The organism is Massilia alkalitolerans DSM 17462 (genome assembly GCF_000427785.1).
GTDB classification, from domain to species: domain Bacteria; phylum Pseudomonadota; class Gammaproteobacteria; order Burkholderiales; family Burkholderiaceae_D; genus Telluria; species Telluria alkalitolerans.
Genome location: NZ_ATYR01000018.1, coordinates 65,066 through 85,231, shown reverse-complemented (window position 1 = coordinate 85,231; position 20,166 = coordinate 65,066). Strand labels below are relative to the sequence as shown.

General features: G+C 64.6%; 20 protein-coding genes. 13 read left to right on the top strand and 7 right to left on the bottom strand.

The features are described from left to right. The first annotated feature begins 610 nt into the window (after window positions 1-610). Window positions 611-880 (top strand): hypothetical protein, encoded by a 270-nt coding sequence (locus YWC_RS0118240; RefSeq protein ID WP_027866679.1) that lies wholly within the window; start codon window positions 611-613, stop codon window positions 878-880. A 51-nt stretch (window positions 881-931) separates the two neighbouring features. Here YWC_RS0118240 and YWC_RS29950 read toward each other — a convergent pair whose 3' ends face one another. Beyond that, window positions 932-1,411: a DUF1697 domain-containing protein gene (locus YWC_RS29950; protein ID WP_229413134.1), complete on the bottom strand. Its 480-nt coding sequence runs from the start codon at window positions 1,409-1,411 to the stop codon at window positions 932-934. A gap of 125 nt (window positions 1,412-1,536) precedes the next feature. Next, entirely contained in the window at window positions 1,537-2,142 is a 606-nt protein-coding gene (gene gstA, locus YWC_RS0118230; RefSeq protein ID WP_027866678.1) for a glutathione transferase GstA, read from the bottom strand. 167 nt (window positions 2,143-2,309) lie between these two features. Between gstA and YWC_RS0118225 the strand changes: the two genes are divergently transcribed. Then, window positions 2,310-2,639: a hypothetical protein gene (locus YWC_RS0118225; protein WP_027866677.1), complete on the top strand. Its 330-nt coding sequence runs from the start codon at window positions 2,310-2,312 to the stop codon at window positions 2,637-2,639. After that, the gene (locus tag YWC_RS0118220) at window positions 2,636-3,499 is read left to right on the top strand and encodes an HDOD domain-containing protein (protein ID WP_051306549.1); all 864 of its coding nucleotides are present in this window, start codon (window positions 2,636-2,638) and stop codon (window positions 3,497-3,499) included. The genes YWC_RS0118225 and YWC_RS0118220 overlap by 4 nt, the downstream gene beginning before the upstream one ends. Window positions 3,500-3,628: 129 nt before the next feature. Here YWC_RS0118220 and YWC_RS0118215 read toward each other — a convergent pair whose 3' ends face one another. Continuing rightward, window positions 3,629-4,039 (bottom strand): hypothetical protein, encoded by a 411-nt coding sequence (locus YWC_RS0118215; RefSeq protein ID WP_027866675.1) that lies wholly within the window; start codon window positions 4,037-4,039, stop codon window positions 3,629-3,631. 612 nt (window positions 4,040-4,651) lie between these two features. Here YWC_RS0118215 and miaB point away from each other — a divergent pair. From miaB to YWC_RS0118165, 10 genes are all read left to right on the top strand, one after another. Next, window positions 4,652-6,010, top strand: coding sequence for a tRNA (N6-isopentenyl adenosine(37)-C2)-methylthiotransferase MiaB (miaB, locus tag YWC_RS0118210; RefSeq protein ID WP_027866674.1), 1,359 nt, complete (start codon window positions 4,652-4,654; stop codon window positions 6,008-6,010). Beyond that, entirely contained in the window at window positions 6,007-7,098 is a 1,092-nt protein-coding gene (locus YWC_RS0118205; RefSeq protein WP_027866673.1) for a PhoH family protein, read from the top strand. The genes miaB and YWC_RS0118205 overlap by 4 nt, the downstream gene beginning before the upstream one ends. Then, entirely contained in the window at window positions 7,079-7,546 is a 468-nt protein-coding gene (gene ybeY, locus YWC_RS0118200) for an rRNA maturation RNase YbeY (RefSeq protein WP_027866672.1), read from the top strand. The genes YWC_RS0118205 and ybeY overlap by 20 nt, the downstream gene beginning before the upstream one ends. Window positions 7,547-7,670: 124 nt before the next feature. After that, the gene (locus tag YWC_RS0118195; RefSeq protein WP_027866671.1) at window positions 7,671-8,549 is read left to right on the top strand and encodes a CorC family transporter; all 879 of its coding nucleotides are present in this window, start codon (window positions 7,671-7,673) and stop codon (window positions 8,547-8,549) included. After that, a complete protein-coding gene (gene lnt / locus YWC_RS0118190) occupies window positions 8,549-10,135 on the top strand; it encodes an apolipoprotein N-acyltransferase (RefSeq protein WP_027866670.1) in 1,587 nt (528 codons plus the stop codon). Before YWC_RS0118195 ends, lnt begins: the two co-directional genes overlap by 1 nt. A gap of 165 nt (window positions 10,136-10,300) precedes the next feature. Then, window positions 10,301-11,215, top strand: a complete 915-nt coding sequence (glyQ, locus tag YWC_RS0118185) for a glycine--tRNA ligase subunit alpha (protein WP_027866669.1) — start codon at window positions 10,301-10,303, stop codon at window positions 11,213-11,215. A gap of 18 nt (window positions 11,216-11,233) precedes the next feature. Continuing rightward, window positions 11,234-13,330, top strand: a complete 2,097-nt coding sequence (gene glyS, locus YWC_RS0118180; protein WP_027866668.1) for a glycine--tRNA ligase subunit beta — start codon at window positions 11,234-11,236, stop codon at window positions 13,328-13,330. 9 nt (window positions 13,331-13,339) lie between these two features. Then, window positions 13,340-13,894 carry a D-glycero-beta-D-manno-heptose 1,7-bisphosphate 7-phosphatase gene (gene gmhB / locus YWC_RS0118175; RefSeq protein WP_027866667.1) on the top strand — a complete coding sequence of 185 codons (555 nt, stop codon included), beginning with the start codon at window positions 13,340-13,342 and terminating at the stop codon, window positions 13,892-13,894. A 47-nt stretch (window positions 13,895-13,941) separates the two neighbouring features. Next, window positions 13,942-14,682 (top strand): lysophospholipid acyltransferase family protein, encoded by a 741-nt coding sequence (locus YWC_RS0118170; RefSeq protein ID WP_027866666.1) that lies wholly within the window; start codon window positions 13,942-13,944, stop codon window positions 14,680-14,682. Window positions 14,683-14,726: 44 nt separating this feature from the next. Continuing rightward, window positions 14,727-15,629 carry a M48 family metallopeptidase gene (locus tag YWC_RS0118165; protein WP_027866665.1) on the top strand — a complete coding sequence of 301 codons (903 nt, stop codon included), beginning with the start codon at window positions 14,727-14,729 and terminating at the stop codon, window positions 15,627-15,629. 131 nt (window positions 15,630-15,760) lie between these two features. On the opposite strand, the gene YWC_RS0118160 is transcribed toward YWC_RS0118165, so the two are convergent. From YWC_RS0118160 to YWC_RS0118145, 4 genes are all read right to left on the bottom strand, one after another. Beyond that, window positions 15,761-16,282: a YcxB family protein gene (locus tag YWC_RS0118160; protein WP_229413133.1), complete on the bottom strand. Its 522-nt coding sequence runs from the start codon at window positions 16,280-16,282 to the stop codon at window positions 15,761-15,763. Between the two features lie 89 nt (window positions 16,283-16,371). Then, window positions 16,372-17,640 carry a lipid IV(A) 3-deoxy-D-manno-octulosonic acid transferase gene (gene waaA / locus YWC_RS0118155; RefSeq protein WP_027866663.1) on the bottom strand — a complete coding sequence of 423 codons (1,269 nt, stop codon included), beginning with the start codon at window positions 17,638-17,640 and terminating at the stop codon, window positions 16,372-16,374. Continuing rightward, window positions 17,637-18,617 carry a lipopolysaccharide heptosyltransferase I gene (gene waaC / locus YWC_RS0118150; protein WP_036214951.1) on the bottom strand — a complete coding sequence of 327 codons (981 nt, stop codon included), beginning with the start codon at window positions 18,615-18,617 and terminating at the stop codon, window positions 17,637-17,639. Before waaC ends, waaA begins: the two co-directional genes overlap by 4 nt. 10 nt (window positions 18,618-18,627) lie before the next feature. Continuing rightward, the gene (locus YWC_RS0118145) at window positions 18,628-20,010 is read right to left on the bottom strand and encodes a phosphomannomutase/phosphoglucomutase (RefSeq protein WP_027866661.1); all 1,383 of its coding nucleotides are present in this window, start codon (window positions 20,008-20,010) and stop codon (window positions 18,628-18,630) included. Window positions 20,011-20,166: the final 156 nt, after the last annotated feature.

Genomic DNA, 20,166 nt, shown 5'->3' with positions numbered 1-20,166 from the left:
TAAGCAAAGTTGTCGGACAGCGGTGCTTCTGGGGTGCCGTGCCGGCGTTGGTCTCTCGCGGGATCGGCGTGCGGCGCGTGGTGGCCGCTTTATGGTTCCAAACGTGTTCGTTTGGTATTGTTTTGATGCCCGAGGGCAATGGGATAAGGAGACTATACCTGTAAAAAAAACCGAGGTGTATACGGAGCGACGAAAAAAATAGCGATCGCAACGATAGTGAGTAAATAAATAATGAAATTTATTGGCAGATTATCAGCAAAAATTATCGAACTTTTAAATAAAAGCGATTTCTTTGCTAAAACAACATGCCATTCCGAGCATCCGCTTGCAATAATGTCAGGATGTCTGCGAGGCTAATCTGCGACACCGGGATTTCTTTGATTGATCGCAACATGCACTCATCTTTCATCAAACTGATGACTTCTTTGTGCAACTCAGCAATTCAATTGAGCGCAGCAATTTGTCCGCTTTTGATATGCTGATTTCACCGGAGTGCCGTGATGCGACCTGTCATATATGGGGCTGTCTCAGCCGGAAGCAAGTCGCCACGCAGGCAAGACCGGGCAAGAACACCAGTATCAGCAAGCGAGCAACATCAAGAGGAACGGCTATGAATAGATACGCATTGGCAGCAGCACTGGCGATCTGCCTCGGCAGTCCCGCGCAAGCTGCCCTGATCGACCTCTCTACCAGCAACCAGGCCATGGCGCGCGTACAGCAACCGGTACGCAACCTGGCGGTCACCCAGCGCCAGGACGTGGTGGCGCCGCCGGCGAACATGTCGGAGCTGCCCGAACCGGAAGTGTTCGCGATGATGTTGCTGGGGCTGATCCTGATCGGCTACAAGGCGGGGCGCGACAGTAGCGAGAAGTTCAAGTAGCCATCGGGGCCTGAACAAGCGCCTCTGTCCGGCCCCACTGGACACCGGCGCTCAGGCGCCATCGCACAGGGCCTGCAGTTTCAGCAGCGTGTTCCAGTTACGGGATGTGGTGCCATCCCCAAGAAGTTTCCCAAGAGACGTAGCCGCAGCGCTAAGCAACATCCCTTCCGGACACCAGACATAGGCAGCGTGCTCCCCCAGCGCGAGCCGCTCGCAGCCCCAGTCGCGGCTGTCGAGCGCAGCCAGCTTGTCGCGTTGTGCGGCCGCACCCAGCAGGAACACGATCAGGCGCGCGTGGTCGGTCGCCACATCGAGCAGCGGGTTGCCGTCGATGATCGCGCCCAGTTCCTCGCGGCCGAGCACGAACACGCGCGCGGCCACGCCGAGCCTGAGCACCAGCGCTTCCTCGATCGCCCCGGCGGCTTCCTGCGCCGTGGCGCCTTCCGCCCGGAACACGAGGTTGCCGCTGTTGAGCAGGCTGCGCACGCCGGTATAGCCCAGGCCTCCGACCAGCGTGCGCAGGTCGGCCATGGCAATGCGCTTGGCGCGTCCGACGTTAATTCCCTCGCAAGAATGCGATGTAGCAGGAGCTGTTCATGGGCGCGATCCTACCCGAGGCGACCCCGGCGTGGCGCAGTGCTCGAGCTTCGACGGACTCAGGCGAGACCTTCGGCGCGCAGCGCTTCCTGCACGGCCGGGATGGCGCCGATTCTCGCCTGGAAGGCCTGCAGGGCCGGCCAGTCGTCCAGGCTGAACCTGGCGAACAGCGCCCAGTTCAGCACGGTGAACAGGTAGGCGTCGGCGATGGTGAAGCCGCTCTCCATCAGGAAATCGCGGTTTGCCAGCTTGCCGGCCAGGTAATCCAGCGGACGCGCCAGCGCAGCCCACGCCGCGGCACGGCCCTCTTCGGTACAGCCCGGCGTAAACAGCGGCGTGAAGCGCTTGTGCACCTCGGTGGCGATATAGTTGAGCCATTCCATGACCTGGTAGCGCTCGAAGGTCCCGTAGGCCGGGGCCAGGTTCGCGCCAGGTGCCTGGTCGGCGACGTACTGCAGCAGGACCGCGGCTTCGGTGAGCACCCTGCCGTCGTCCAGTTGCAGGGCCGGCAGCGCGCCCTTGTCATTGATCTCGCGGTAGTCGCCGCCGCTGGCGATGGCCTTGGTCTTCATGTTCACGCGCTCGACCGAGAACGGCAGGCCGGCAGCGATCAGCGCGATGTGCGGCGCCAGCGAACACACGCCTGGACTGATATAGAGCTTCATCGTTTTCCTTTCATGATGGGGGCGACACGGTCGCGAATTGCAAGCGTACAACATTTCTCAATACCTGCTGCGGGAATGCCACAAAGCTGTGCCAGGCCGGGCGGCGCCCCCACCCCCGGTGTTAAGATCGTCCAAGTTATTGGAAGCAGGAAAGAACAGGAGAAAGAATGAGCGATAGCTACGAACTGGTGCCGCTGGCGCACCTGTATCCGGGCATGGTGCTCGCCGATGCGCTGCTCGATGCGCACGGAAACGTGCTGCTGGCCGAAGGCGCGGTGCTGGGCGAGGCGACCATCCTGTCGCTGTCCCGGCACGGCGTTGGCGCGGCCCCGATCCGCCGCGCTGCCCCCTCGAGCGAGCCGGACCCGGGCGCGGTGCAGGCGCGGCTGGACCATCTGTTCCGCCGCAACGACCGCGACGACCACGCGGACTGGGCCACCGGCCTGCTGCGCCGCTACGTCGAGGATTACCGCCTGCGGCGCGAGGTGGCGCCATGAACGCACACCTTGAACAGGGCGACGGGATCGACAGCGCGGACATCCTGGGCGGCGTCGAGGACCTGCCCTCGCTGCCGGCCGTGGTCATGGAACTGCTCGGCAGCCTCGACCAGGAAGACCTCGACATCGCCGTGCTGGCGAAGAAGGTAGCGAACGATCCGGCGCTGACGGCCAAGACCCTGCGCCTGGCCAACTCCTCGGCCTTCGGCCTGCAGGTGAAGGCGACCACGATCCAGCAGGCCATGACCTACCTCGGCTTCGAGGCCACGCGCAACCTGATCACCACGGCAGCCCTGACCGGCTGCTTCCCGGCCGGGCGCTGCCCGAGCTTCAACGACAAGGCCTTCTGGCGCCACTCGATCGCCACCGCCGCCTGCGCCCGCGCGCTGGCGCGCCGGGTTCGCTTCAATGCGGACTACGCCTTCACCGCCGGCCTCCTGCACGACATCGGGCGGCTGGTGCTGGTGTCGCGTTTCCCCGAGCGCTACCAGGCGGTGCTGTCGCTGCGCGACAAACTTGACGGAGAGCTGATCGATGCCGAACGCGCCCTGCTGGGCGTGGACCACGTCGACGCCGGCGTGGCGCTGGCGGCGCACTGGAATTTCTCGGACACCATGCGCCAGGCGATCGCTTACCACCACACGCCGGAAGCTGCGGGCGCCGGTTTCCTGGCGACGATCGTGCACGTGGCGAGCGCGGTCGTGCATGCGCTGGACCTGGCCGGGAATCCGGACGAGCTGGTGCCGCGCGTGTCCTCGGTGGCCTGGACGGCGCTGGGCATGGCGGAAGAAGCGTGGCTGCAGGTCTTCCATGAAACCGAACTGCAGTACGAGGAGATGTCGGCCATCCTGATGGCCTGACGGAAACGGGAATAGCGCAGATGGGCTGCGCGAAAGCCGGTCGAACCGGCGCGGCACAACGCTCAGGGCGAGGTGCCGCAGCCCGCTGGCACCGAAGGCATGACAGGCGCGGCCGTCATGCCCACGGCATCAGTGAGCATAATTGCCGGTCGACGGATTTGCTTCGTTACCTTGCTGCTGTTGCTGAGGCTGTTGCTGCTGTTGCTGCTGGGCTGCCGCTGCGGCGGCTGCCTGGGCTGCCTTCTCTTCTGGCTTCGGGCGGCCTTGTGCGTCCGAGAGGCGATACTTGGTGCGGCGGTCGCCCATCAGGTCGCGCAGGTCACGGATGCTCATGCCGGTCACTTCGTGCATGCGGATCAACAGCGAAGCGCCGACCGGCAGGCGGTGGTGACGGATTTTGCTGATGACTGGCGGCGCAACTTCGAGCATGCGCGACAGCGCGGCGTCGTTCTTCAGCTGCATTTTACCGAGCAGGATGTCCAGCAGATGGTTCGGGTTGTAGCTTTCCTGCGAAGACAGAGCATGATGCTGTTGTGCCATGATGTTTACCTCTTCAGTTTGGTTAAAATAGTTCCTTTACGAACTTTTGTTAAAGACTACATTTCGTCAACATAAGTTCCGGACTACCTTCAGGAAATTAAACAGGTCGAGCCTGAAGAACTCCTTAAGACATGTATCGAATTGCATACTCCCGCGTACCCTCTCCGCATGCGCACTTGTCTTTCAAACAAATTATCAGGCTCATACGTCCACAGTACATCCGAGCGGCGCATGTGACTCATTGTCAGAAATCAAGCTATCGTGCGGAAAGCTTGTCACATAGGCATTTCAGCACATGGGGATTATTTGTGGCGCACGCAAGAGATTTCTGCAATAAATTTTCCTAGTTATAAGTTGAGTCGAAGCTGTTGATTTACAAGAAGAAAGAATCGATTCCAACATGATCATTTTCAAGGAACCGAGGGCTTTTGCTCATCATCTCACATTTAACAATCTGAGCAGCTTTGCAACGACTTTAGGTTAAGAAACCTATCGTTCCCTGTGGCATTAAAATGCAGGCGCACATCGCCATTCAGGGGGTTCAAACGATTTACGCTAAACTGAGCTCCTGTTTTTGCCAAAGCATTCGCTCCTCTTTCAATACAGCATTCCATGCAGAAAAAAGTATTCATCAAGACCTTCGGCTGCCAGATGAACGAATACGATTCGGACAAGATGGCGGACGTCCTCGGTGCATCCGATGGGCTGGTCCGTACCGACTCGCCCGAAGACGCCGACGTCATCCTGCTCAACACCTGCTCGGTGCGCGAAAAAGCGCAAGAGAAAGTGTTCTCCGACCTGGGCCGCTTCAAGGCGCTCAAGCGCGACAAGCCGGACCTGGTGATCGGCGTGGGCGGCTGCGTGGCTTCGCAGGAAGGGGAAGCCATCGTCAAGCGTGCGCCGCACGTGGACGTGGTGTTCGGACCGCAGACCCTGCACCGCCTGCCGCAGCTGATCCGCGAGCGCCGCCATAGCGGCAGCGCCCAGGTCGACATCAGCTTCCCGGAAATCGAGAAATTCGACCACTTGCCGCCCGCCAAGGTGGAAGGTCCGGTCGCTTACGTGTCGATCATGGAAGGCTGCAGCAAGTACTGCAGCTACTGCGTGGTGCCCTACACCCGCGGCGAGGAAGTCTCGCGTCCCTTCGAGGACGTGCTGACCGAGTGCGCCGGCCTGGCCGCCCAGGGCGTGAAGGAAATCATGCTGCTGGGCCAGAACGTGAATGCCTACCGCGGCGCCATGGAAGCTGGAGAGATTGCCGACTTCGCGCTGCTGCTGGAATACATCGCCGATATTCCCGGCGTCGAGCGCCTGCGTTACGTCACCAGCCACCCGAAGGAATTCACCCAGCGCCTGATCGACGCCTACGCGAAGATCCCGCAGCTGGTGAACCACATCTACCTGCCGGTGCAGCACGGCTCCGACCGCGTGCTCGGCGCCATGAAGCGCGGCTATACCGCCCTCGAATACAAGTCGATCATCCGCCGCATCCGCGCGGTGCGCCCGGAAATGGCCTTCTCGTCCGACTTCATCGTCGGCTTCCCCGGCGAAACCGACGCCGATTTCGAGGCCATGATGAAACTGGTCGAGGACGTCGGTTTCGACAACAGCTTCAGCTTCATCTTCAGCAAGCGCCCGGGCACCCCGGCCGCCAACCTCGAGGACGACACTCCGCATGAAGTAAAACTGAGTCGCCTGCAGCGTTTGCAGGCCTTGATTGATGCGAATACGCGCAAATATAGTGCGGCAATGGTCGGCAGCGTCCAGCGCGTGCTGGTCGAAGGCCCGTCCAAGAAACACCCGGAACAGCTGCAAGGCCGTACCGAAAACAATCGCGTGGTCAACTTCAGCGCAGACGACGGTCTCGAGCTGCTTGGGCAACTGGTCGACGTGCGCATCGTGACCAGCCACGATTATTTCCTCAGCGGCGAACTCGTCGCCAACCTAGACACGATTGCCAAAGCCAGTTGAAAAACACACCCACCCAGCCTTCGTACTTCATCCCCGAGCCGCTCGACAACACGCGGCTTGCCCACCTGTGCGGCCCACTGGACGAGAACCTGCGCCAGATCTCGGCCGCGCTTGACGTCACCATCTTCCGGCGCGGCGAGAAATTCATCGTCAGCGGCAGCAATGCCGAGCGCGCGGTCGAACTGCTGGAGCGCTTCTACGCGGTCGCCAACAAGGTCGTGCCGATCGAGGAAGTGCAGCTGGCCCTGGTGGAACAGCGCTCCGGCCTGAAGCCGCGTGCACCGGGCGAAGCCGAAGCGCCGGAAGCAGCGGCCAAGGACGACGAGGACGGCAGCGCGGCCGCCGGCGCGGAAGAACTGTCCGAACTGGTCAGCCCGACACTGAAGACCCGCCGCAGCGACCTGCGCGGCCGCACCCCGCACCAGATCCAGTACCTGCGGTCCGTGCTCGAGCACGACATCAGCTTCGGGGTCGGCCCGGCCGGCACCGGCAAGACCTATCTTGCGGTGGCCTGCGCCGTGGACGCGCTGGAACGCGACGCGGTCAAGCGCATCATCCTGACCCGTCCCGCGGTGGAAGCGGGCGAGCGCCTCGGCTTCCTGCCGGGCGACCTGAGCCAGAAAGTCGACCCCTACCTGCGCCCGCTGTACGACGCGCTGTACGACCTGCTCGGCTTCGATCGCACCCAGAAGCTGTTCGAGAAGCAGGTGATCGAGATCGCCCCGCTGGCCTACATGCGCGGGCGCACGCTGAACCACGCCTTCGTGATCCTGGACGAAGCCCAGAACACGACGGTCGAGCAGATGAAGATGTTCCTGACCCGCATCGGCTTCGGCAGCAAGGCCGTGATCACCGGCGACGTCACCCAGGTCGACCTGCACAAGTCGCAGCGCTCCGGCCTGGTCGACGCCATCCACGTGCTGAAGAACGTACGCGGCATTGCCTTCACCCACTTCGCGAGCGAAGACGTGGTGCGCCACCCGGTGGTGGCGCGCATCATCGACGCCTACGAGAAAAACTCCTCGATCGAGGAACTGGCCGCCCTCCCCAAACCGACCCCTGTGAAAAATGCAAGAAAAAAAACATAAGCTCGACCTCGAAGTCCAGTATCCCGACACCCGCCTCGAAAAGGAGATCACCGAGGAAATGCTGCAGCGCTGGGTGGAAGCCGCCCTGCTCGGCCCGGCCGAACTGTCGATCCGCTTCGTCGATGCCGAGGAAGGCCTGGCCCTGAACCGCCAGTACCGCGGCAAGGACTATGCGACCAACGTGCTGACCTTCGCCTACAACGAAGGCGAGGAACTGGGCGAGGACGACCCGACCCAGGCCGACATCATCCTGTGCACCGACGTCCTGCTGCGCGAGGCCGAGGAGCAGAAGAAGACGGTCGAGGAACACGCGGCCCACCTGGTGGTGCACGGCGTCCTGCACGCCCAGGGCTACGACCACGAGCACGATGAGGAAGCCGACGAGATGGAGCAGTTCGAGCGCGACATCATGGAAGTGCTCGGCTATCCGGACCCGTACTCGGACTGAAAAATGGGGCGGGACCGATCCCGCCCTTTCCGTACGTCAACATGCCGTCATCGGCGCGCATGATGGGCCTTTCGCCCTTTTGGTGTATCCTATACCCATCGCAACAACGGCTTCACGCCAAACTATGCCCGAGTATCCCAGTGACGTCCGATCGGACGTCAAACCCCACCGGTCGCTGTTCGAACGGCTGACCGCACTCATCTCCCCCGAGCCTGAAAACCGCGCAGAACTCCTCGAAGTCCTGCACGAAGCCCACGAACGCAAGCTGATCGACGCCGACGCACTCTCGATGATCGAGGGCGTGTTCCAGGTCTCCGACCTGTCCGTGCGCGACATCATGGTGCCGCGTTCGCAAATGGACGTGATCGACATTACCGATCCGATCGAGCAGTGGCTGCCGATCGTGCTCGAGACCCAGCACTCGCGTTTCCCCGCCATCGAGGGCGAGCGCGACAAGGTGGTCGGCATCCTGCTGGCCAAGGACCTGCTGCGCTACTACGCCGAGGACTCCTTCGACGTGCGCAAGATGCTGCGCCCGGCGATCTTCATCCCGGAATCGAAGCGCCTGAACGTGCTGCTGCGCGACTTCCGCGCCAACCACAACCACATGGCCATCGTCGTCGACGAGTACAGCGGCGTGGCCGGCCTGATCACCATCGAGGACGTGCTCGAGCAGATCGTCGGCGACATCGAGGACGAATACGACTTCGACGAGGACGAAGACAACATCCTGTCGATCAAGGAAGGCCAGCTGGGTCCCCGCTGGCGCGTCAAGGCGCTGACCGAGATCGAGCAGTTCAACGAAGAAGTCGGCGCCGACCTGCCCGAAGACGATGCCGACACCATCGGCGGCCTGGTCGCCAGCCACCTCGGGCGCATGCCGCACAAGGGCGAAGTGTTCGACCTCCAGAACCTGCGCTTCGAAGTGCTGCGCGCCGACGCGCGCCAGATCCACGTGCTGCTGGTCGAGAAGCTGCCTTACGCCGAAGACGACCGCGACTGATGCTGCGTCGCCGTACCCAGCCCGGATCGCCGGACCGTTCCACTGCCACTGACCCGGCAAACCGCGGCGCCAGGCCTTCTCCGAAGGCCCTGGTGCTGATGGCGCTGGCCGGCGCTACCTCGCTGCTGTCCTTCCAGCCCTTCGGCTGGTGGCCGCTGCAGTTCCTGTCCCTTGCCTACTTCTTCTACCAGGTCGGCATGGGGACCTCGCCGCGGCGCGGCGTGTGGCTGGGCTGGGCCTTCGGTTTCGGCTGGTCGGTGGCCGGCATGCACTGGCTGTACATCGCCGTCACCCGCTTCGGCGGCCTGCCCGCCATCCTGGGGGCGATCGCGATCGCCCTGCTCGGCCTGTACATGGGCCTGTTCGGCGCCTTCGCCGGCGGCGCCGCCAGCTGGCTGCGCCGCAAGTGGTCGCTGCCGGTGAGCGCCTTCGTGCTGCTGGTGCTGCCCGCCGTGTGGGGCGTATCGGAATGGATGCGCGGCTGGATCTTCACCGGTTTCCCGTGGGCGGCCTCGGGCTATGCCCACAATGTTTCGCCGCTCGCCGGCTACGCGCCGATCGTCGGCGTCTACGGCCTCGGCGTGCTGGCCGCCCTGTGCGCCGGCTGCCTGGTGATGCTGACCCAGCGCGCGCGCTGGCCGGCCATCGGCCTGCTTGCGGCCGTGATGGCGGCCGGCTTCGGCCTGAAGCAGGTCAGCTGGACCCAGGAGGTGGGACAGCCGGTGACGGTGCGCCTGCTGCAGGGCGACGTGCGGCAGGACCAGAAATTCGACGCGGCCTACCTGTTCGAGATCATCGAGCGCTACCAGGCGATGATCACGGCGGCCCCGGCCGACCTGATCGCCACGCCGGAGACCGCGATCCCCGTCACGCCGCAGCAGCTTCCCGACGGCTACCTGGATGCGCTGCAGGGCTTTGCCCGGCAGACCCGCAGCCACCTGATGATCGGCATTCCGACCCTGAGCCACGAGGGCCGCTACGCCAACAGCGTGATCGCGCTCGATCCGCGCAGCGCGGCAGGCACGCAAGGCTACCTCTACAACAAGTTCCACCTGGTGCCCTTCGGCGAATTCATCCCGCCGGGCTTCCGCTGGTTCACCGACCTGATGAGCATCCCGCTGGGCGACCAGACCCGCGGCGAGCCCTTGCAGGCGCCCTTCCCGGTCAAGGACCAGCTGGTGCTGCCCAACATCTGCTACGAGGACGCCTTCGGTGAAGAGATCGCGGCCCAGCTGCGCAATGCCGCCAAGCCGGCGACGCTGCTGCTGAACGTGTCGAACCTGGCCTGGTACGGCGAATCGGTGGCGATCCCGCAGCACCTGCAGATCTCGCAGATGCGCGCCATCGAGACCGGCCGCCCGATGCTGCGCTCGACCAACAACGGCGCCACCGCCATCATCGACGGCCGCGGCAACGTCGTGCAGCGCCTGCCCTTCTACGAGCGCGGCGTGCTGGCGGCCACGGTGCGCGGCACCGAAGGCCTGACCCCGTACGTCCGCGCCGGCAACCTGGCTTTCCTGGCGCTCGGCGGCCTGATGCTCCTCGGCGCATGGATCGCCGGCCGCTACCGCAATCGGGTTTCGTAGGGTGGACGGCTCCGCCGTCCACCCTACAAAAACCCCACCAATTCGTACTGCTGAGTTGAATCGCTCCCCAGCCTACCGGTAAAACTTAGTAGAATTGGTCATTTGGCAAATTTACCGTGACCGCGGCAGGCAATGCCGCAGCGCCCCACATATTGCTCACATCCGATGCTCACATTCCAACAAATCATCCTCACCCTGCAGACCTACTGGGACAAGCAGGGTTGCGCACTGCTGCAGCCCTATGACATGGAAGTCGGCGCAGGCACCTTCCACACCGGCACCTTCCTGCGCGCGATCGGCCCGGAGCCGTGGCGCGCCGCCTACGTGCAGCCGTCGCGCCGCCCGAAGGACGGCCGCTACGGCGAGAACCCGAACCGCCTGCAGCACTACTACCAGTACCAGGTGGTGCTCAAACCCGCGCCGGAGAACATCCTCGACCTCTACCTCGGCTCGCTCGAGGCCCTGGGCCTGGACCTGAAGAAGAACGACGTGCGCTTCGTCGAAGACGACTGGGAAAGCCCGACCCTGGGCGCCTGGGGCCTGGGCTGGGAAGTCTGGCTGAACGGCATGGAAGTCACCCAGTTCACCTACTTCCAGCAGGTCGGCGGCCTCGATTGCAAGCCGGTGCTGGGCGAGATCACCTACGGCATCGAGCGCCTGGCCATGTACCTGCAGGGCGTCGAGAACGTGTACGACCTGGTGTGGACCGAGTGGGAAGAAAATGGCGTCAAGAAAACCCTGTCCTACGGCGACGTCTTCCACCAGAACGAAGTCGAGCAGTCGACCTACAACTTCGAGCATGCGAATACCGAGCTGCTGTTCCAGGCCTTCAGCAACCACGAAGCCGAGGCCAAGCGCCTGGTCGAGCTGCAGCTGACGCTGCCGGCCTACGAGCAGATCATGAAGGCTTCGCACAGCTTCAACATGCTGGATGCGCGCGGCGCCATCTCGGTGACCGAGCGCGCCGCCTACATCGGCCGCGTGCGCACCCTGTCGCGCCTGGTGGCCCAGGCCTACTACGACTCGCGCGAGAAGCTCGGCTTCCCGATGCTTCCAGGTGCCGACAAGGCTGCTGCTTAAAGAAGAACAGAACAAACCATGAACCAGACTCTCCTCGTCGAAATCCAGACCGAAGAACTGCCGCCGAAAGCGCTCGTCAAGCTGGGCGCCGCCTTTGCGAACGGCATCGCCAACGGCCTGAAGGCACGCGACTTTCTTGAGCTTGATAGCGTCGTCACGTCCCACGCCACCCCGCGCCGCCTGGCGGTCACGATCACCAATGTGCGCGGCACCTCGCCCGACAAATCGATCCGCGAAAAGGTGCTGCCGGTCTCAGTCGCCCTGGACAAGGACGGCAACCCGAGCGCGCCGCTTGGCAAGAAGCTGGCCGCGCTGGGCTTCCCCGACCTGAAGATCAGCGACCTCGAACGCGCCCAGGACGGCAAGGCCGAATCCTTCTTCTACACCTATACCGCCAGCGGCAGCCAGCTCGCGGGCGCCCTGCAGGACGTCCTGCAGGAGACCGTCAGCAAGCTGCCGATCCCGAAGGTCATGAGCTACCAGCGCCCGAGCGGCGACACGGTGCACTTCGTGCGCCCGGTGCACCTGCTGCTTGCCCTGCATGGCGAAGAGGTGCTGCCGCTGACGCTGCTGGGCCTCGAAGCCGGCCGCCACACCATGGGCCACCGCTTCCTGTCGCACGGCGGCCAGATCGCCATCCCGCACGCCGACCAGTACGCGCACGTGCTGGAAAGCGAAGGCAAGGTGCTGTCGAGCGCCGAAGCCCGCAAGGAAAGCATCCGCAAGCAGCTGCTCGACAAGGCAGGCGCCGACCAGGTCCTGATGCCGGAATCGCTGCTCGACGAAGTGGCCGCGCTGGTGGAATGGCCGGTGGTCTACGAATGCCGCTTTGAGGAAGAATTCCTGGCGGTGCCGCAGGAATGCCTGATCCTGACGATGCAGACCAATCAGAAGTATTTCGCGCTGACGGATAGCACGGGCAAGCTGCGCTCGCGCTTCCTGATCGTCTCGAACCTGGCAACCGATGACCCGTCGGCCATCATCGGCGGCAACGAGCGCGTGGTGCGCCCGCGCCTGTCGGACGCCAAGTTCTTCTTCGAGCAGGACAAGAAGAAGACCCTGGAATCGCGTCTGCCGCTGCTGGAGAACGTGGTCTATCACAACAAGCTCGGCACCCAGCTCGAGCGCAGCGAGCGCGTCACGATCCTGGCAAGCAGCATCGCGCGCCGCCTGGGCTACGACGTGCCGCTGGCCGAACGCGGCGCACGGCTGGCCAAGGCCGACCTGCTGACCGACATGGTCGGCGAGTTCCCTGAACTGCAGGGCATCATGGGCACCTATTACGCGCGCCACGACGGCGAGCACGAGGAAGTCGCCCTGGCCGCCTCCGAGCACTACCAGCCGCGCTTCGCCGGCGATGCGCTCCCCTCGACCAATACCGGCCTGGTGGCCGCGCTGGCCGACAAGCTGGAAACCCTGGTCGGCATCTGGGCCATCGGCCTGCAGCCGACCGGCGAGAAGGATCCGTTCGCGCTGCGCCGCCACGCCCTGGGCGTGATGCGCATGCTGGTCGAGAAGCGCCTGCCGCTGTCGATTTCCGAGCTGCTGGCTGCAGCGGCCGGCGTGTTCGAAGGCCAGGCGGCGTTCAAGGACCCGCGTACCGAAGTCACCGTGTTCATGCTGGACCGCCTGCGCGGCATGCTGCGCGAGCGCGGCTTCTCGCCGAACGAGGTCGAGGCCGTGCTGGCCCAGAACCCGGACCGCGTCGACGACGTGGTCCAGCGCCTGGAAGCGGTGCAGGCCTTCGCGGCCCTGCCGGAATCGAGCTCGCTGGCCGCCGCCAACAAGCGCATCACCAACATCCTCAAGAAGAACGAGGACGCCATGCCGGCCGACGCGTCGGTCAGGCAGGAGCTGCTGGTCGAGCCGGCGGAAAGCGCGCTGGCCGCCAAGATGACCGCGCTCGAGGGCGAAGTCACCAGCGCGTTCGAGAAGAGCGACTTCACCGGCGCCCTCAAGACGCTGGCGCTGATGAAGGATGAAGTCGACGCCTTCTTCAACGACGTCATGGTGATGGCGGACGACGTTAACCTGCGCAACAACCGCCTGGCGCTGCTGTCGCAGCTGCACGGCATGATGAACCGCGTGGCCGACATCTCCAAGCTCGCGGCATAAGGCCTTATCATGAAACTCATCATCCTCGACCGGGATGGGGTCATCAACCACGATTCGCCGGACTTCATCAAGTCGCCGGCGGAGTGGATCCCCATTCCCGGCTCGCTGGAAGCGATCGCCCGCCTGAACCAGGCGGGTTACCGGGTCGTGATCGCCTCGAACCAGTCGGGCATCGCGCGCGAACTGTTCGACATCACGACCCTGAACGCGATCCACCAGAAACTGCATGCCAGCGCCCAGCTGGTCGGCGCCGACATCGACGCCATCTTCTTCTGCCCGCATGCGGCGGCCGACAACTGCGACTGCCGCAAGCCCAAGGCCGGCATGTTCGAAGAGATCAGCAAGCGCTACAAGCTGAGCCTGAAGGGCGTGCCCACCGTGGGCGACTCGCTGCGCGACCTGCAGGCCGGCTTCAAGTTGGGCTGTGTGCCCTACCTGGTCCTGACCGGCAAGGGCGAGAAGACGCAGCAGACCGGCGGCCTGCCGCCCGGCACCCAGGTATTCCCCGACCTCGCGTCGATGGTGAACGCCTTCCTCAAGACCGCGGCACAGCGGTCCGAGTAAATAAGTAAGCTATAACATCCAGAACCAGTCCATTGTCCGGAGCCCCTTTGCATACCCTCAGCTTGTTCCTGCGTTCCCTGCTCTTCAAGATCGTCATGATCGTGGCCACCGTGGTGTGGGCCTGTGTATGCTTCCTGGCGGCGCCGCTGCCCTACAACAAGCGCTTCTGGGTGACCTCGCGCTGGAACGTCTTCATCATCTGGTGTGCGAAGGTCATCTGCGGCATCCGCTACGAGTTCAAGGGCTACGAGAACCTGCCGGACGGCCCGGCCATCATCCTGTCCAAGCACCAGTCGGCGTGGGAGACCATCTTCCTGCTGCCGAACCTCACCCGGCCGCTGGTCTACGTCTTCAAGAAGGAGATCCTCTACATCCCCTTCTTCGGCTGGGGCATGGCGCTGCTGCGCATGATCCCGATCGACCGCAAGCAGGGCAAGAACGCGTTCGCCCAGGTGGTCAGGCACGGCCGCCGGCGCCTGGCCGATGGCCAGTGGATCATCATGTTCCCGGAAGGGACGCGCATCCCGGTCGGCCAGAAAGGCAAGTACAAGAGCGGCGGTACGCGCCTGGCTGTCGAAACCCAAACCGTGGTCGTGCCGATCGCGCATAATTCAGGTGAGTGCTGGCCGAAGAATTCCTTCCTGAAGCGCCCCGGCCTGATCACGGTCTCGATCGGCAAGCCGATTTCGCCGGACAATCACACCCCCGACAGCATGATGCAAGAGGTCGAAAATTGGATAGAATCCGAAATGCGCGTTATCTCGCCCCACGTCTACAGAGGTGGCTGAGCGACGTCAGCGCCCAGATCAGGAATTCGAAACCGCAGCAACTTATGACCTCTTCCAGGATCGACGGGCACCAGCTGGAACTGTTTGCACAGGAATTCTTCGCGGCGCTCAAGCCTTCGGATAAACCGGCCCCGCCCTCGCAGCCTCTCTTCAAGGCGCCGCCCCCGGCGCCGCGCCACCTCATACCGAGTCCGCCCGTCGCCGAGGGCGAGCCGCCGCTCAAGCGCATCGTCCTCGGGTCCCATACGGTCGATTACGCCCTGCGGCGCTCGACGCGCCGCTCGATCGGCTTCATGATCGACGACGACGGCCTGCGCGTGACCGCCCCGCGCCGCTGCACGCAAATCGACATCGACAACGCGATCCGCGCCAAGCAGCGCTGGATCCTCACCAAGCTGCTGGAACGCGGCGAGCGCCGCGCCCAACGCCAGGAACGTGCACCGGTCGAATGGAAGGACGGCGCCCGCCTGCCCTACCTGGGCGGCGAGATCACCCTGCGCCTGGAAGAAGCGGCGCGCAGCCACTGCCAGTACGACGCGGCGAACCGCGAGCTATGGATCGGCGTAGTGCCAGGCCTGTCGGAATGGCAGTTGAAGGAACGCGTCAAGCTGTGGTTCCAGGCCGAGGCGAAACGGCTGTTCAAGGAGCGCCTGGATTTCTTCGCGCCGCAGCTGAACGTGGCCTACAAGGCCTTCGCTCTGTCTTCGGCCGGCACGCGCTGGGGTTCGTGCACGATCGAGGGGAATATCCGCCTGAACTGGCGGCTGGTCCACTATCCCGCGTCGCTGGTCGACTACGTGGTGGTGCACGAACTGGCGCACCTGCGCGAGATGAACCACAGTCCGCGTTTCTGGGCGACCGTGGCCGAGGTGTATCCGGATTACGACGGGGCGCGGCTGGCGCTCAAGAAGCGGTCGCTCGAGATGCCGGTGCTGTTCGCGGATTGATTCGCGGCGCTGGATTCGACGTGATCGTAGGGTGGACGGCTTCGCCGTCCGCGCGTTCAACCGACCTCGGTGAAACCGCGCTGCATCATTTCAACGGGAATCTGAACGCGCGTACGGCGAAGCCGTACACCCTACAACAACGCATCGCGGCGTGCCGCGGCCAGCTCCCGCATCGCGGCCTCCTGCGCCTCCGACAGCGCCCGATACGGAATCGGCAAGGTCCCGCGCTTCAGCACCATCATGAACCCGCGCGAATAGGTGCGCACGCCGATCACGTCTTCCCACCCGATCAGGGTCACGCCCCCGCTGGTGCGCACGATGCCGTGCTGGTCGATGGTGAATTCATAGGTGCGCCGGCCGCGGCCGAGCATGACGAAATGGAGGGCGGCCCCCAGGGTGCTTTTCAGGCGAAGGTAGAGGCTGGCTGGCCAGCGGATGCGCCGGCGGCGGATCAGGAAACCGCCGTGCTGCCACATGAAGCTGATGTATTCACCCAGCGTGTAGCGCACGAAGAAATGCAGTTCGGATAAGGGAACGGGAGGCGCAGCGGATGGCGCCGGGATATCCACCGGGCCGTCACTCACAGGCATGTGCAACAGCTTGTCGTCGGCCTGCTGTTGTAACGGCATGGCGGCAGGTTGATTGCTGCTCATTGTGTCACTAAGCGGCCTCGGGTGATTAAACGACAACATAGCGCATCCCCTGGTTATTATCCGAGCTCGAACCGGAATGGTAGCAAAACCTACCGGATAAGTCGTCGCAGGAGTTCAACAGTGCGCAGGGTGGCGCCGCGGTGGCGGCCCGCGAACGCGAGCGCATGCGCGCCCATGCCAAGGCGGGCAGCCTCGTCTTCCAGCAGGCGCAGCGCGGCCGCGATCAAGGCGTCGGCGTCAAGCACGCGCAGGGCGGCGCCATCCGCCACCGCTTCCTCGGTCGCCTGGGCGAAGTTGAAGGTGTGCTCGCCCACCAGCACCGGCTTGCCCAGGGCGCAGGCTTCGATCAGGTTCTGCCCGCCCAGCGGCATCAGGCTGCCGCCGATGAAGGCGCAGTCGCAGGCGGCGTAATAGGCGAACATCTCGCCCATCGAGTCGCCCAGCAGCACGTCGGCGCTCCCCATACCCGCTTCCAGGCGCGAGCGCCGCTGTACCGACAGGCCGCGCGCCGCGGCCAGTTTCTCGACTTCGTCGAAGCGCTGCGGATGGCGCGGCACGATCGCCAGCAGCGCATTCGCCGGCTTGTCCGCCGCACGCTGCCAGGCGTCCAGGATCAGGGCTTCCTCGCCCTCGCGCGTGCTGGCGCACAGGAACACAGGACGCGCGCCGAACTGCGCGCGCAGCCAGGCGCCCTTCTCCAGCGCCGTCTGCGGCGGCACCACGTCGAACTTGATGCTGCCGGTAACCGCCACCTGCGGCGCGCCCAGCGAACGGATGCGCCCGGCGTCAGCCTCGGTCTGCGCCGCCACCAGCGTGATAGCCCGCGCCGCATCCGTCATCAGGGCGCCCATCTTCTGCCCGCGCCCCAGCGAGCGTTCCGACAGGCGCGCATTGACCAGCGCCACCGGCACCCCGGCCGAGGCGCAGCCTTCGACCAAGTTCGGCCACACCTCGGTCTCCATCAGGATGCACACGCGCGGCTGGAAGCGGCGCAGGAAGCGTCCCACCATGAAACCGGTGTCGTAAGGCAGGTAGGACTGCACCAGGCGCTCGCCATGGTGGCCGAACAGGGACTTGCCGGTTGCGCGGCCGGTCGGCGTCATGTGGGTCAGCAGAATGCGGGAATCGGGATACGCGGCGAGCAGCGCCTCGACCAGCGGTTCGCTGGCGCGGGTTTCGCCGACCGAGACGGCGTGCACCCACAGGGTCATGCGCGCCGATGGGGGCGCAGCGGGAAAGCCCAGGCGCTCGGCCCAGTGGGCGCGGTAGCCGGGCTCCTTGCGCCCGCGCCACCACAGGCGCCCGAACACGAGCGGCAGCGCCAGCCACCAGGCCAGCGAATACAGCCACCGCTTCACACGGCCTCCAGCAGGCGGCGCGCGGCGGCGATGACTTCAGGCGCGGACGGCGGCGATTGCATGTCGCCGAGGTTGACGATCCGATCCGACCAGTTGCCCTCGGTCTTCCACTTCGGCGAATCGCAGTAGATCTCGACCGTCGGGCGGACAAAGGCGGCGGCGATATGGGTCAGGCCGGTGTCCACGCCCACCGCGAGGCGCGCATGCTGGGCCAGGGCCACCGCGTCCATCATCGACAGCTTCGGCAGCACGCGCGCATTCGGCAGGCCGGCGGCCATGGCTTCGGCCTCCTGCTGTTCCTGGGGCGAGCCCCAGGGCAGCAGCACCGGCATCGGCGCCAGGGCGCGGCCGAGTTCGATCCAGTTCTCGCGCGACCAGCGCTTGGCGTCGCGCGCGGTGCCGTGGAAGAACACGGCATAGTCTTCAGGCGGCAGGAAGCCCGGACGCGACGCTGCCTGCGGCGCAGGCAGGCCGAAATCCGGCGCATGGTCGACCGTGTAGCCGAACGCGGCGCCGGCGACCATGCGTCCGCGCGCCACCGCGTGGGTACGCGGATTCAGCGGGATGCTGTCGGTGTGGAAGATGCGCGAGATACCCTCGTAGCCCGAGCCTTCGCTGCCGTTGGCCAGGCCGACCTTCCGGCCGCCCTTGCGCACGCGCGCAGCGCCCATGATGACGCCGGTCTTGAGCAGGCCCTGGGTGTCGAACACATAGTCGTATTCCTCCTCGCGCAGGGTACGGAAGAAGGCCTTGATCTCGGCCCGGGTTTCCGCCTTGCCGAGGCCCTTGCGCCAGCGGCGCAGCGCCCAGGGGATGATTTTGCGGACGTGCGGATTCAGGCGCACCAGGCTGGTGTAGCCTTCTTCCACCACCCAGTCGATGGTGGCGCCCGGATGGTGGCGCAGGATGTCGGCCACCATCGGCAGGTTATGCAGCACGTCGCCCAGCGACGACACGCGCACCAGCAGGATCTTCAAGCGCAAGTCCTTAGAACGGCAGTTCGGCGTCCGGCTTGGCCGCCAGGATCACGGTCTTGAACTCGGCCTGGATGCGTGCCAGGGCTTCCGGGTTCTCGCCTTCGAAGCGCAGGACCACCACCGGGGTGGTGTTCGAGGAGCGCGCCAGGCCGAAGCCGTCCGGGTACTCCACGCGCAGGCCGTCGATGCCGTTGATCTTTTCCGAGGTCGGGAAAGTCGCGTTGGCGCGCAGGCTGTCGATCAGGGCGAAGTTCTCGCCCTCCTTCAGGTGCAGGTGCAGCTCCGGGGTGCTGCTGGCGATCGGCAGGCTGTTCAGCAGCCTGGAAGGGTCCTGCTCTTTCGTCAGGATCTCGAGCATGCGCGCGCCGGCGTACAGGCCGTCGTCGAAGCCGTACCAGCGGTCCTTGAAGAAGATGTGGCCGCTCATCTCGCCGCCCAGCGGGGCGCCGGTTTCCTTCAGCTTGGCCTTGACCAGTGAGTGGCCGGTCTTCCACATCAGCGGGCGGCCGCCGGCATGCTCGATCCAGGGAGCGAGGTGGCGGGTGCACTTGACGTCGTACAGGATCTCGGCGCCCGGATTGCGCGACAGGACGTCGCTGGCGAACAGCATCATCTGGCGGTCCGGGAAGATGATCTGGCCATCCTTGGTGACGATGCCGAGACGGTCGCCGTCGCCATCGAAGGCCAGGCCAATCTCGGCGTCGGTGTCCTGCAGCGCCTTGATGAGGTCCTGCAGGTTCTCCGGGTGCGCCGGGTCCGGGTGGTGGTTCGGGAAGTGGCCGTCCACTTCGCAGAACAGTTCGACCACTTCGCAGCCCATGCCGCGATACAGGTCGCCGGCAAAGGCGCCGGCCACGCCGTTGCCGCAATCGACCGCGATCTTGATCGGGCGCGCGATCTTGACGTCGCCAATGATGCGCTCGAGGTAGGCGGCGCGGATATCGTGGGTGCCGTAGGCGCCGCGCTGTTCCGCGACGCTGCCGTCGTAGGCTGCGATGCTGTCGTGCAGGGCCAGGATGGCCTCGCCGTAGATCGCCTCGCCCGCCATGACCATCTTGAAGCCATTGTAGTCCGGCGGATTGTGGCTGCCGGTGACCATGATGCCCGAACGGGTGTCGAGCACGTTGGTGGCGAAGTAGACCATCGGGGTGGCGACCATGCCGAGGTCGATCACGTCCACGCCGGCGTCGCGCAGGCCTTCGCCCAGGGCGGCGGCCAGGCCGGGACCCGACAGGCGGCCGTCGCGGCCGATCACGACCTTGCGCTCTCCCTTCGCCAGGGCGGCGGCGCCGAATGCGCGGCCGATGTGGCGTGCAATGCCTTCGTCCAGCGTCTTGTCGATGACGCCGCGAATGTCATAGGCCTTGAAGATCGTTTTCGAGAGAGCAAGCATGATGTCCTTGGAAAGCTGGGGCGCGGGCATACGAAAGCAGCCGGAGGACGCGGCAGGCGTCGGCGCCGAATTATCGGATGAGAGTTAGAGGAATGACAAATGCAGCTATTGTAGCGGCAAGCGGCGTCCGTTGGGAAACGGACGGACCGCTCGCGC